General features: G+C 41.4%; 12 protein-coding genes and 1 riboswitch. Of the genes, 6 read left to right on the plus strand and 6 right to left on the minus strand.

What is annotated here, in order from left to right; genetic code table 11:
- Positions 1–91: 91 nt before the first annotated feature.
- From AC27JL_RS12840 to AC27JL_RS12850, 3 genes are all read right to left on the minus strand, one after another.
- Positions 92–1,147, minus strand: coding sequence for an OmpA family protein (locus AC27JL_RS12840; RefSeq protein ID WP_006791316.1), 1,056 nt, complete (start codon positions 1,145–1,147; stop codon positions 92–94).
- A 389-nt stretch (positions 1,148–1,536) separates the two neighbouring features.
- Positions 1,537–2,946 (minus strand): protein adenylyltransferase SelO, encoded by a 1,410-nt coding sequence (locus tag AC27JL_RS12845; RefSeq protein WP_487195766.1) that lies wholly within the window; start codon positions 2,944–2,946, stop codon positions 1,537–1,539.
- 2 nt (positions 2,947–2,948) lie between these two features.
- A complete protein-coding gene (locus AC27JL_RS12850) occupies positions 2,949–3,653 on the minus strand; it encodes a DNA-3-methyladenine glycosylase I (RefSeq protein ID WP_006791318.1) in 705 nt (234 codons plus the stop codon).
- Between the two features lie 191 nt (positions 3,654–3,844).
- A riboswitch (Lysine riboswitch) is annotated at positions 3,845–4,041 on the plus strand.
- Between the two features lie 128 nt (positions 4,042–4,169).
- Here AC27JL_RS12850 and dapA point away from each other — a divergent pair.
- The 5 genes from dapA (at position 4,170) to AC27JL_RS12875 (ending at position 9,380) form a co-directional block, all read left to right on the plus strand.
- Complete coding sequence (dapA, locus tag AC27JL_RS12855) at positions 4,170–5,054, plus strand: 4-hydroxy-tetrahydrodipicolinate synthase (protein WP_487195767.1); 885 nt, start codon at positions 4,170–4,172, stop codon at positions 5,052–5,054.
- 15 nt (positions 5,055–5,069) lie between these two features.
- Positions 5,070–5,810, plus strand: coding sequence for a 2,3,4,5-tetrahydropyridine-2,6-dicarboxylate N-succinyltransferase (locus AC27JL_RS12860; RefSeq protein WP_006791320.1), 741 nt, complete (start codon positions 5,070–5,072; stop codon positions 5,808–5,810).
- Positions 5,810–7,015 carry a PLP-dependent decarboxylase gene (locus AC27JL_RS12865; protein WP_487195768.1) on the plus strand — a complete coding sequence of 402 codons (1,206 nt, stop codon included), beginning with the start codon at positions 5,810–5,812 and terminating at the stop codon, positions 7,013–7,015. The genes AC27JL_RS12860 and AC27JL_RS12865 overlap by 1 nt, the downstream gene beginning before the upstream one ends.
- A 5-nt stretch (positions 7,016–7,020) precedes the next feature.
- Positions 7,021–8,142, plus strand: a complete 1,122-nt coding sequence (locus AC27JL_RS12870; RefSeq protein ID WP_487195769.1) for a succinylglutamate desuccinylase/aspartoacylase family protein — start codon at positions 7,021–7,023, stop codon at positions 8,140–8,142.
- Between the two features lie 203 nt (positions 8,143–8,345).
- The gene (locus tag AC27JL_RS12875; protein ID WP_006791323.1) at positions 8,346–9,380 is read left to right on the plus strand and encodes a phospholipase A; all 1,035 of its coding nucleotides are present in this window, start codon (positions 8,346–8,348) and stop codon (positions 9,378–9,380) included.
- A gap of 67 nt (positions 9,381–9,447) precedes the next feature.
- Here the strand turns inward: AC27JL_RS12875 and AC27JL_RS12880 are convergent, their stop codons facing one another.
- Complete coding sequence (locus AC27JL_RS12880; RefSeq protein WP_008127021.1) at positions 9,448–10,341, minus strand: bifunctional GNAT family N-acetyltransferase/hotdog fold thioesterase; 894 nt, start codon at positions 10,339–10,341, stop codon at positions 9,448–9,450.
- Positions 10,342–10,513: 172 nt separating this feature from the next.
- On the opposite strand from AC27JL_RS12880, the gene AC27JL_RS12885 reads away from it, so the two are divergent.
- Positions 10,514–11,239 carry a spermidine synthase gene (locus AC27JL_RS12885; RefSeq protein ID WP_487195770.1) on the plus strand — a complete coding sequence of 242 codons (726 nt, stop codon included), beginning with the start codon at positions 10,514–10,516 and terminating at the stop codon, positions 11,237–11,239.
- Here the strand turns inward: AC27JL_RS12885 and dtd are convergent.
- Together dtd and AC27JL_RS12895 are read right to left on the minus strand one after the other, a co-directional pair.
- Complete coding sequence (gene dtd / locus AC27JL_RS12890; protein WP_487195771.1) at positions 11,223–11,660, minus strand: D-aminoacyl-tRNA deacylase; 438 nt, start codon at positions 11,658–11,660, stop codon at positions 11,223–11,225. The two genes, AC27JL_RS12885 and dtd, sit on opposite strands and share 17 nt — an antisense overlap.
- On the minus strand, positions 11,661–12,563 hold the full coding sequence (locus tag AC27JL_RS12895) for a virulence factor BrkB family protein (RefSeq protein ID WP_305400248.1): 903 nt from the start codon (positions 12,561–12,563) through the stop codon (positions 11,661–11,663).
- Positions 12,564–12,635: the final 72 nt, after the last annotated feature.

The raw sequence follows: 12,635 nt of genomic DNA on the forward strand, positions 1-12,635 counted from the left end.
GTAATAATCATTACTATTTAGGTAGACAAGCATAAATAGCGGCCATAAAAAAACCCAGCATAAGCTGGGTTTTTATAATCAAAATAATCTATTAACGTAAAACTTTTACTGTTTTGATTGTTTTGATGTGCGCTTCAACACGACGATTCTCTGCGTGTGCAGCGGCTGTGTTAGCTTCATTTTTAAGGCGCTCTTCACCTAAACCTACCGTAGTAATGCGGTCAGATGCAATACCGTCAGCTATTAATTGCTTAGCTACCGAATCAGCACGCTTTTTAGATAGCATTTTGTTGTAAGTCGCTTTACCTACTGCTGAAGTATGACCTTCTAAAAGCACTGTTGTATCTGGGTAATCTTTTAAGAAAGATGCAACTTGATCGATGTCGTCTAAGTAACGCTGTGATACAGCAGCTTTGTCGTTAGGGAACGTTACTAATAAGCTCACAGTTACTTCTTTATCTTCATATAAAGTACAACCAGTACCATCAACAGCATCTGTCATTGGTGTATTAGGACACTTGTCATCAGCATCTAAAATATTGTCATTGTCGCTGTCTACTGGCTCAACCATAACTTCAACAACCTCTGGCGCAGGCTGTACCGGCTCAGCAGGCATAGTGTTTTGTCCAAAGAAATAGTTAATACCTAATTTAGCGCCAACATCTGTGTAACCTTTATCAATACCTTGATATACAGCAGTTTCAACGTTAGCGAATAAGTTGTCAGTAATGAAGTGTCTGTAACCAACACCTGCATTTAAGAACGTGTTGTCATCAACAACGTCCATTGATTTAATACCAACTAAACCGTAGAAAGGACCGCCATCTAAATGGTAAAGCGCATCAATACCAAAACGGCTACCGTCGATGTTGTTACGGTTACCAGCGGCTTTGTCGAATGCATTGAAATCAAGATCTGCATACTCTAAACGAGCACTCCAAAAATCACTGAAGCGGTAACCCGCTTCAAGACCAAAGCCAGTCGACTCGTTTACGTCAAGACCAGCTTGTGCGCTCATATTTTCCCAAGACGCATCGTAGTAGTCACCAAATGCGCCAATGTAGAAACCTTCTTGCTTGTCAGCAGCAAATGTAGATACGCTAGTTGCAGCTAACGCAATTGCAATAGTTAGTGATTTTAATTTCATTGTTTTCTTCCCATTTTAACAACTAATAAATTGTGGCTAATTAAGTACTAGCTCACTAAGTTTTATACAGACTAACTCAACTTTTGTTAATCAATACTTAACGAAAAATAAAGTTTATAATTTTTTTCAATGCGATATAACGATATCCAACAAATCAGTTTAGGTGAAATTTAAAACTTTACCTAGCTAGAAACCAACTAGTTGATCATATAAATCGATAATCTGCAGAAGACACAAAGACAACTCAATCAATTGTTCTTGCTCACAATGAAACTAACTTATCTTTATGTTTAGATAGTAACACCGGAATTTGCTTTGCTCAATCAATGAACATCTCTGTGCTAAAATATCGTTATTTATAATCATTAACTTATCTATTTTTACAACACTTAAGTACCACAAAAAGTTTTATAGTCGGTATCATTTGACGGTACCTCTTGAAATTCGGTCATATCATCGCTGAACAAATACGGATGATTAGCTACTTTTACAAAACGGCTCATCAGTTTACTTGAACCAAACTCATTATATTCAGCTAATATTGTTTCAATTATATGATTTCGCGGAATTATACATGGATTGGCTGCTCGCATGATTTTGTAGCTATCGTTACTTGTTCGGCTTTGCCACTTATTCGCCCACTCAATTAATTCTTTAGGAATAGTTGCGTTGCCATTCACAAACTCCGTCAATGCATCAAAAGTATTGGTGTAATCAAGATGATGTGCTTGCAATAATGTTAGTAGCTCAGAAACAAGCTCTTTGTCGCCCTCTTTTGCACCAGCCAAGCCTAATTTTTTGCTCCACATTACTGTAAATTGAGTATTAAATTGTTCTGAAAAACGGTGTATGACTGGAGTAAGTAATGACACAGCTTTTTCTTCATCATCGCTAATTAATGGGATAAGGCTTTCAGCTAAGCGAGCACAATTCCAACTCGCCATATTTGGCTGATTACCGAAAGCGTAGCGGCCTTGCTTGTCTATAGAGCTAAATACGGTGTCAAAGTCAAAGCTATCCATCATTGCACACGGGCCATAATCTATAGTTTCGCCACTTACGAGCGTGTTATCGGTGTTCATAACGCCATGAACAAACCCAACGCGCATCCAATTAATAATCAAGTTCACTTGATTACTAATGACTGCTGTCAAAAAAGCGATATACCGCTCAGGGCCTTCACTCGTTATTTCAGGGTAATGGCGTTTAATTGCTAAATCAGCTAATTTTTTTAATCCCTCAGCATCGCCTTGGGTTGCTAAGTATTGAAACGAGCCAACACGAATATGGCTGCTCGCTAGGCGAGTAACAACAGCCCCTGGTTGAGGCGGATTACGGTAAACCGCTTCGCCGGTACCAACCACAGCCAAACAACGAGTAGTGGGAATACCTAATGCGTGCATAGCTTCACTCATTACGTATTCACGAATAGCAGGGCCTAATGCACATCGCCCATCGCCACCTCTAGAATACGGGGTAGCGCCTGAGCCCTTTAACTGAATGTCCCACAGCTGGTTTTTATCGTCATTTATAGCACCAAGCAGATGCGCTCGTCCATCACCCAAACGCGGCGAAAAGTGACCAAACTGGTGCCCAGAATAACCAAGCGCTACCGACTTTATTTGCTGTGATTCATTGCCTGCAAAGGTACTAGGACGCAGCTGCGGCTCAACACCTATATTAAACTGCTTTGCTAACGCTTCGTTCCACAAAAGCAGTTGCGGAGCTGCAACGCTTGATGGTTGATCTTCTATTGCGAAATTATCTGCTATGTCTGTGTATCTCGGCACTAGTTTCATGGTTAATTTCCTGACTGTTGACGTATACCTACGCGATTGTCACCCACACCATAGGCCACAATTAAACTTAGCTCTTGCATACTTAAACCACTTTGCTTTTGCATTTCGTTAAAAAATGCCTGCGCAGCAGTGAGTGATTTTTTAGTTTGCAGCCCACCATCAATAATTTTATGTGCCCTTAGGTAACTCTCTACATCTCGCGAAAGTAAAAAAGTGTCTTTGCCAAGTGCTCTTAAGGCATAAGGGCCTGTATTACCGCCTAATCGGGCACCGTGTTTTTTTAAATGCGCCCATAAACCAATAATATTATCTGTTGGCCACTGGGCAATAAACTTGCTAAAACTGCCATATTCCTGTGCTATTTCGTGGATCATGTAGGCATTTTCAGGAATTGTTTTCACTTTTTTATAATTACGAATAATACGCTCATCACTCGCTTTTTGCTCGAGCATATCGGGCGGCATCATTAATAGCTTATCAACGCTGAATTCCCAAAAAACCTCTCTAAAGCCCGGCCATTTGCTGTTTATTACCGACCAGTAAAAACCACTTTGAAAAACTTTTCGGGTAAATTCTTCAAGCCAATCGTCGTCACTTAACGTGCTTAATGCTTTTTTAGATAAGGGTTTTGCGAGTAATAACTTAAGCATTTTTTCAGAGCCTTTTCGCTCTACTGCTCGCTTATAAATATCGCTAAATTTTTCCATACTTATTAAATACCTCGCTGCTCATAGGATTAGTTTACGAGAAAAGCAGCCAATACGTAACCACCCACATTTTCGATGAACTAATCTGTACCCTGCAACTTGACACCTAGACGGCTAAAATGTTTTAATCGCCGCAATTACCCTATTTAAATTGTATTTTGTTAAACCTTTTGCGGTTAAACAAAATACAAAGGGCTAGAAGAGGTGCGTTATTCAGGTAGCGTATGTTAGGAGCGCAAACTCCAGTGAGCATACGTGAGGGGAATACCGCCGAGAGGTAAACGCTTTTGCGAAGCAATTACTTCGGGCGACTAGGTTGAATCCTAGCGACTGTCACCAATAGCTGTTTTAAAACAGCTTATTAGTTTGGTGGAGAGCTTCTGGTCTTAAATAATAAGGCCTTGCGCCCTATTATTTTAAGTCCATTCGCTCTTCGAATACTGTTCGAACGACGTTAATGCGGCTCACATCATACAGCCCCTTTAATATCTCGAACACCTTATAGGTTCGTAAGAGATGATCAATAATTTCAATTTAAACGACTACGCACTGTGGACAGCGCTTGTTACGCCGTTTGATCAACAAGGTAATGTTGATTACGACACGCTCACAACACTTGTTAGCGAACAAGAAGCAGCACACAACGGTATTTTACTGCTCGGTAGTACAGGTGAAGGCTTAGCCCTTACGCTTAAAGAGCAACAAGCGATTGTTGAGCATGTGTGCCAATTAAAACCCAGTGTACCGCTTATGGTTGCTGTTGGTGGTAGTAATTTAGCTCAACAAAAAGAATGGGTTAGCTACTGTAACCAATTACCTATTCACAGCTACTTATTAGGCTCGCCTCTTTATGCAAAACCAGGAGCTGTAGGTCAAACTCTTTGGTACGAAAGCTTGTTAAACGAAAGCGCGCATCCGTGTATGTTGTACAACGTACCTGGGCGCAGCGGTGTAAGCATTCCTATCGAAACCATTGAAAACTTAAAAGCGCACCCAAAACTGTGGGCCTTAAAAGAAGCCAGTGGCAACATCACCCAATTTGAAGCATACCGACAAGCCGCGCCTAATTTAGCGCTATACAGTGGCGACGATGCACTTATGCCCTACTTCGCACAAGCTGGCGCAAAAGGCTTAGTATCGGTTGCGGCAAACGCATGGCCAAAACAAACGCACGAGTTTGTAAAACGTAGCCTAAGCGGTCAACACCCCAATTTATTTGCTCAGTGGACTCGCGCTATTAATAGCCTATTTGCTGTAGCAAATCCTATTCCCGTTAAAGTGCTAATGCACCAACAAGGCCGCTTAAGTAGCCCGTTGTTGCGTCCGCCTTTAACGCATCTTGAGTTAACGCAAACCGATTGCATTACCACTGCAAACGACACCATTTTATCTTGGCATTAAATACAGGTTTTTATAATGAGCTGGTTAGAACTACTTAATAATTTAGAATCGGGCGCAGTACGCGCAGCATCACAAAACGAAAGCGGCCAATGGGAAGCTAACGTAGAAGTAAAACAAGGCATTTTAGAAGCCTTTAAAAATGGCACTAACACTGAGTTTGCAGGCGGGTTTGTTGATAAGCACAATCTCGCACCGCAAGAGTTTAGCACTGACGACGGCGTGCGTATGGTACCAGGTGGTTCAAGCGTTCGTCGTGGTGCCTACGTAGCTAAAGGCACTATTATTATGCCACCAGCGTACGTAAATATTGGTGCATACATCGACGAAGGCACGATGGTTGATAGCCACGCGTTAGTGGGCTCGTGTGCACAAGTAGGTAAAAACGTACATTTGAGCGCAGCCGTTCAACTTGGTGGTGTACTTGAGCCAATCGGGGCAAGCCCAGTTGTGGTTGAGGACGATGCGTTTATTGGCGCAGGTTGTGTCATTGTTGAAGGCGTAGTGGTTAAAAAAGGCGCGGTACTTGCACCAGGCGTGCGCTTATCTGCAACCATTCCGGTATACGACTGCGTTAACGAGCGTCAGCTAGATAAAGGCGAGCCAATTCCAGAGTACGCAATTGTAATACCGGGCTCTCGCCCGGCATCTAACGAATGGGCACGAGAGCAAGGCTTAAGCATGTCGTGTGCGTTAATTGTTAAATACCGCGACGAACAAAGCGATGCATCATTATTACTAGAAGAGGTTTTACGATAATGAGCTTTTTGAGCACGCCAATCAAAACCGCTGTTAATAAGCTTACTCAGCAACTTGATACCCCTTTTTTTGTTTACGACTTAGATAAACTAAACGCACACCTTACCCGTTTAGTTGCGCAAACCGATGTAAAGCTTTGGTATGCTGTAAAAGCGAATCCGCTGTCTAAGGTTATTCAAAGCTTAGATAGCGCAGGCTTTAACTTTGACGTAGCAAGTAAAGGTGAACTTGAACAAGTCCTTGCACAAGGTATTAGTTCGCAGCGCGTGCTCAACACAGGACCTGCAAAGAGCCCTAAACAAATTAAACACTTTATCGAGCGCGGCGTACGTATTTTTGTTGCCGAAAGCCTCAATCAAGTGCGTTGGTTAAACCAACAAGCGCAGCTGCAAAATACGCAGCTGCAAGTTTTATTGCGTGTGCAACTACGCTGGCCTGAAGGTGAAAAAAACCCACTAGGCGGCGACAGCCTAACTCCGTTTGGGCTTGGCTGCGATGAATGGCAAGCGCTCAATACTGGCGATTACCCAGCACTTAATTTTGATGGCCTGCATATTTTTCAGTGGGGCAACATGCTCAGCACGCAAAAGCTAAGCGAGCTGTGGTCGCAAATGATTGCACCGCTTACCACCTTGGCTAATAACTTAAATATAAACCTTAAAATTCTCGATTTAGGCGGCGGTTTAGGTATTCCTTATACACAAAACGAGACAATACTTGAATGGGATGGCCTTATTGCCGCGCTGGCAAAAATTAAAAAAGAGGCGGGTGTAGACGAGCTTTGGATGGAGCTTGGCCGCTACGCTGTAGGCGAATGCGGTCATTATGCTAACCCCGTAATAGAGTGCAAACAAAACTACGGCCAACAGCAAGTTATTTTAACCGGTGGGATTAACCACTTATTGCGCCCTGCTGTTACAAGCCAAGATTTTCCTGCGGCGTTACTTCGCGAGTCAACAGCACCAGAACAAGCAATGAGCCTATATGGCCCATTATGTACTGCCCTTGATTGCTTAGGCGAGCATACCCTACCAAGCGATTTAAACGAGCAAGACTGGCTGGTGTTTAGCCAATGTGGCGCCTATGGTTTTACCGAAAGCATGCCCTACTTTTTATGCCATGAACTAGCCGCAGAATACGTTTTACAAAATGGCGAGCTCACCTGTGTGCGCCAAGCAGAAAATGCCAGTCACTACTTAAGGTAATAAACATGAGCATAACAACACCCATTAGCCAAGAAAACATTGTAGTAGGGGAAGTAGCAAATGGCTTGCCTCTCACTATTCCGGTGTATCGCTTAAAAGGCGATGGCAGCGGGCCAAGCGTGTATATTCAAGCCAACATGCATGGCGCAGAGGTACAAGGTAACGCGGTCATTTTTCAACTGCTAGAGCAGTTAAAGCAGCTCAATTTAAAAGGCGACATTACCTTAGTACCATATGCTAACCCTATTGGTTGCAATCAAAAATCAGGGGAGTTTACCCTTGGCCGATTCGACCCTATTACGGGCACCAACTGGAACCGTATGTATCACTACAATAGTGATTTAGTTACCCAGTTTGCACACGAGCATAGTCAGTACGACGATGCAGCTTTAAAAAGTAATTTTAAAGCTGCCCTAATTGATGAAATAGATGCCAAACTTAACGGCCCCGCATATTTACTTAATACCGGTAAACGCATTGCGCTTAATTTGCAAAAGCTTGCGCACCAAGCCGACATAGTACTCGATTTACACACAGGCCCTATTTCAAGTAAGCATTTATATTGCCCAACCTATGCAACAGACAGTGCTCGTTATTTTAATATTGAACATGTACTGCTGATCCCAAGCGACTTTGATGGCGCTATGGATGAAGCTAGCTTTTGCCCATGGTGGCACTTAAGTAATGCACTTAGCGCGCAAGGGCGTTCGTTCAACGTGCAGGTAGAAGCCTTTACAGTTGAGCTAGGTAGCCAAGAAAAAATAGATTTAAAAGAAGCACTCAACGATGCAAAGAGCATATTATGCTACCTAAATCATAAGAACGTATTAGTAGATGCACCGCATAAACCAGCTAATATAATTCGCTATGCGTGTAACCTAGATGACTACTTTGCCTATTACGCCCCTATTGGCGGCATGGTTGAATATGTAGCACCACTTGGTGGTCATATTAAAGCAGGCGAGCCCATCGCACATATTTTACGTATGGAACGCTATCTAAGTGAACAACCATTACAAACGCTGACTCTTGATTGCGATGCTATCGCTATTTTGCACTTTGCCTCAGCAAGCGTTAATCAAGGCACTGAGTTGTATAAATTTTTTACAAACGTATTTGAGCTATAGCTCACCCTTCTCATTGCGTGAGAGTACATTAATCTCCTAAGTTAATGTACATTAGATAAAGCGGCTTTGGCCGCTTTTCTTTTGATCTGTTAGTACCGCCTTTAACGTAATGTAAACAGTTCAGTAAAAGTTCACTGTACCTAATGTAAAAAGCGTTATAATAAAATAAATCACAACCTACCCAATACTCACAAGGAATTACAATGAGCTGGCGCCACTGGATCACCCTTTCAGCTTTACTAAGTACCGCAGCATTTGCGCAAGACGAAGTACAAACAAACGAGCAAGACAGCAGTATAGAACTCGTCAAGCAATGTATTTTGAATGAAGTGATTGGGGGCGATGGCAAGCAAACACTCGATGAGCTTCGTAAAAAATGTTCTGCACTGGAAGAAAACAAACAACTGACCGCACTCGATAAACGCCAAGCACGTGAAGAGGTTGGTAAAAAAAATCGTAATGTAATCACACCCCACAAACGAAATTACATATTGCCATTATCATACGTATCGCATCCTAACGATCGCCCTTTTGACCGTTTTGATGAGCTCACCGATGAACAAGATGGTGATACGCTCGATAACTTAGAAGCAAAATATCAACTTTCAATCAAGGTTCCCTTGTTTGACGAATTTTCTGACGAAGACCAAGCCTTGTATTTTGGTTTTACGCTGCAATCGTATTGGCAAATTTATAATTCAGAAATTTCATCGCCATTTCGTGAAACCAACTACGAACCTGAAATTTTTTGGATAAATTACCTGGATCCAGAAAACGTACTTTGGGGCGATGAAATGGCTATTGTGTTAGGTATTTCACACCAGTCAAATGGTCGAAGCCAACCAAACTCGCGCTCGTGGAACCGTATTTACGCCGACTTCATATGGGAAAACCGAGGCTTTGTTTTTAGCTTTAAACCTTGGTATCGCATAGCTGAAGACGAAAAAGAAAACCTGCTAGATGCAAAAGGGGATGATAACCCTGATATTTACAAATACATGGGGTACTTTGAATTTAGCGGTGCATATCGATATCACGATCATGAATTTAGCTTTATGACTCGTAATAACTTAAATTCAGACAATCGTGGTGCACTTCAGCTTGATTGGTCATTTCCTTTGTGGGGCCGCGTTCGTGGCTACGCGCAATACTTTAACGGCTACGGTGAAAGCCTAATAGATTATAACGCTGACGTTGAGCGTATTGGTGTAGGTATATTATTAACTGATTTGTTGTAAAATCAGCTTATAAAAAAGCCAAGCATTAATTATTAAATGCTTGGCTTTTTTAATTAAAAATTACTCGTTATTTTTTTACGGCAAAAACACCTTCAAACTCAGCAACTACGTTGTCACCATCATAAATGATTACCGGTACCACATAACTTGTTTTACCATCGGCTTCTAAATCGCTTAATTTGCCTTTACACGCTTGTAAATCTACACAACCGCGCGGATCTGTATTGAGTGGTTTCAGGTACTTAATACTTGCATCGGCTAAAACTATGCTACCTTCAAGTCCCGCTTCTTTGAGCGCCAAATACGTTGCGCCCCAGCCAGTTAATGTGGCTAAACTATAAATAGAACCAGCAAACATGGTGTTATGTAAATTTAAATTAGCGTCTAAATCAGCGCTGGTTGTAAATTGCCAATCAGTGTAACTTTCTACTTTAATGCCCATTGCATCACTAATAGGAATTGATTCTCGCCAGATATTTTGCAGTACCTGAGTCCAATTTGGATGGCGGAACCAACCCGGCTCACTCGGTTTTTGCTTAACCATTTTATAATGCTGTACGTCACCATATGCCAAGTGCGCTTTTTCTTTTAATTCGTACCCATGACGCTTATAAAATTCAAGTGCCCGCTCACGTGCAAATAACACCAGTTCATCGGCATTTTGTGTCCACGCTATTTTTTCTAAATCGTGTAACAGGCGACTACCAATATGCTGATTTCGGTTACCTTCAGCCACAGCCATATAACGAACCTGAGCTTGCTCGTGGTTATTAAAATGTAATCGAGCCACACCTAATACGTCACCCTCTTTATTTTTTATAAAGCGGTGTTCAGCATCTTGTTCTAAATCATCTTGTTCAGAACCTCTTGGTTCCCCCCAAGGAGCGCGTAAAACCTGCCAGCGTAATTGATAATAAGCTTGCCAATCTTCGCTACTTTGTGGGGTACTTACCTGAAACATACTTACTCCTGTTGCTGTAAAAGCCGCATGTAAAAATTTAAAAAGGCCTCAACCTGTTGATGGCAAATACCATACTCCATCTTAACAAAACTGCAAATACGACTTTGGTGAAGCTTTTAAAATACGTAAAAAATTAATGACAGATCCCATTGCGCTTTACTAAAGCTGGTTTATGCTAAATACCATGACCACATACATTGATACCTCAACAGGCCTAATTAACAGTCATTTTATTGAAAACAGCCAAAATGAAGGAACGCTACTTTATTGGCAAAACGTAAATGGCGATCACATTCAAGTTCGCGAGCATGGTAATTTACGCTGGCTGTTAATAAACAACACGTTGCAATCCATTATCGACGTTAATAATCCACAAACTCTGTTGTTTCCTCACTTGCAATATTTAGCAGCGCAATGGCAAACACTGCCACCACCTAATAACGTGCTTGAACTTGGATTGGGCGGTGGGGCTATTCGTAACTATTTACTTAAGCAACACCCTCAAGTAAATATAACGTCAGTTGAAAAAAATGCAGGCATATTGGCATGTTATTCGCAGTTTTTTGCATCAAGCAGTAACGAAAATTTACTATGCGATGATGCGCAGGTGGTACTTACTACTGCGCGTGATATAGATTGGGTTATATTAGATTTATTCTGCCAGATAGATGCGCCACGATTTTTATTTGAGCTCGCATTTTATGAAAAAATTCACGCAGCACTTAACACTACCGGCAAACTATTTATTAACTTTTTATCGCAACATAACTCACAGTTAAAACAGCTCCAAAAGCTATTATTCGATGTATTTGGTTATACAGTATACCCTCATAAAATTTCAGGTTACGTTAACCATATAGTGGTCATTAGTAAACAACACCCTAAACAGATAAGTTAAACGTAACCGGTCCATCGTTGCATAAACTCACTTGCATATCAGCACCAAACTCACCGGTTGCAACACTAATACCTTGCGCTTTAGCTTGATCAACAAAGTACTCGTAAAGCGCGTTAGCTTGGCTTGGGGTCGCTGCCGATGAAAAGCTCGGACGCATTCCTTTTTTAGTATTTGCGGCTAACGTAAATTGCGAAACAACTAATAATTCACCACCCATGTCTTTTAAACTTAGATTCATTTTATCGTTTTCGTCGGTAAAAATTCGGTAATTACTTACTTTATGTAAAAGCTTATCAGCTGCCTCATTATCGTCTGCCTTTTCAACACCTAACAAAAGTAAAATACCTTGCTCTATTTGCCCTATTACCTGGTTGTTAACTTCTACCTTTGCGTGTTTTACGCGCTGTATTAACCCTTGCATTTAACTTATATCCTTTGATTTAGGTTCTTCTTCCAGTTCTATTTCTGGGGTATCCTCAATATCATTTGGGCTAATACACGCCGTAAATTCGGCGCCCAAAAGTACAACTACCCACGCTAAATACACCCACACAAATAAAATAGGAATTGTTGCTACCGCACCGTAAATAACCTCATATGAAGGAAAGTGGCTAATATAAAGTGCAAACCCTTTTTTTGTTAGCTCAAATAAAAGTGCAGCAAACAATGCCCCTGGTACTGCGGCTTTAAACGATACACGTGTATTTGGCACTAAGGTATAGAGCATGATGAAGCCCATCATTGAAATTCCATAGGGAAGTAATTTTAATAAAAACCCACTAAAACCTGGAATACCTTGATCAGCAAACGATACTAACGACACAATGTATGAAGTTACACCAATACTTGCCCCCAGTAACACTGGGCCTAAACTCAGTACCATCCAATACACTGCAAATGAAATCATCATTGGGCGCTTTTTCTTAATACGCCAAATGCGATTAAGTGTTGCATCTACATTACGTATTAAAAGTAAGGCAACAGCGGCTAAAAAACCTATACCCACTGCAGTCATTTGATTGGCATTGCCTGCAAAAGAGCTAATATGCTCTCTGATCACATCCGTAGAGGTCGGCACAAAGTTAGTAAACAAAAAGCTTTCTATTTCCATACGAGTCGATTCAAACCCCGGGAACGCTGAAAATATTGCAACCCCTACAGCGATAAGCGGTATTAATGAAAGCAGAGTTACGTAAGCAAGGTAACCAGCATTGACTGTAATTTGATCGTCTATACAACGATTAATATATTGCATCCACCAACCGGGTTGCTGGCGCATAAAGGACTTAACTTGCTGTTTGTAATGGGAGAGCTTATCATTCATACAATTGACTTGTGCTTATCGAGTTTTGATTATCATAACAATCAGCACCGGAATTTACAGCACTTACACGTA

The organism is Pseudoalteromonas sp. 4NS20-0020, assembly GCF_057554385.1.

Bases quoted from the DNA above. Each gene is read 5' to 3' on its own strand.
- AC27JL_RS12860 (WP_006791320.1), top strand. From the start codon at position 5,070: ATGAGCTGGTTAGAACTACTTAATAATTTAGAATCGGGCGCAGTACGC.
- AC27JL_RS12840 (WP_006791316.1), bottom strand. From the start codon at position 1,147: ATGAAATTAAAATCACTAACTATTGCAATTGCGTTAGCTGCAACTAGC.
- AC27JL_RS12885 (WP_487195770.1), top strand. From the start codon at position 10,514: ATGCTAAATACCATGACCACATACATTGATACCTCAACAGGCCTAATT.
- dapA (WP_487195767.1), top strand. From the start codon at position 4,170: ATGATCAATAATTTCAATTTAAACGACTACGCACTGTGGACAGCGCTT.
- AC27JL_RS12895 (WP_305400248.1), bottom strand. From the start codon at position 12,563: ATGAATGATAAGCTCTCCCATTACAAACAGCAAGTTAAGTCCTTTATG.
- AC27JL_RS12870 (WP_487195769.1), top strand. From the start codon at position 7,021: ATGAGCATAACAACACCCATTAGCCAAGAAAACATTGTAGTAGGGGAA.
- AC27JL_RS12880 (WP_008127021.1), bottom strand. From the start codon at position 10,341: ATGTTTCAGGTAAGTACCCCACAAAGTAGCGAAGATTGGCAAGCTTAT.
- AC27JL_RS12850 (WP_006791318.1), bottom strand. From the start codon at position 3,653: ATGGAAAAATTTAGCGATATTTATAAGCGAGCAGTAGAGCGAAAAGGC.
- AC27JL_RS12875 (WP_006791323.1), top strand. From the start codon at position 8,346: ATGAGCTGGCGCCACTGGATCACCCTTTCAGCTTTACTAAGTACCGCA.
- AC27JL_RS12845 (WP_487195766.1), bottom strand. From the start codon at position 2,946: ATGAAACTAGTGCCGAGATACACAGACATAGCAGATAATTTCGCAATA.
- AC27JL_RS12865 (WP_487195768.1), top strand. From the start codon at position 5,810: ATGAGCTTTTTGAGCACGCCAATCAAAACCGCTGTTAATAAGCTTACT.
- dtd (WP_487195771.1), bottom strand. From the start codon at position 11,660: ATGCAAGGGTTAATACAGCGCGTAAAACACGCAAAGGTAGAAGTTAAC.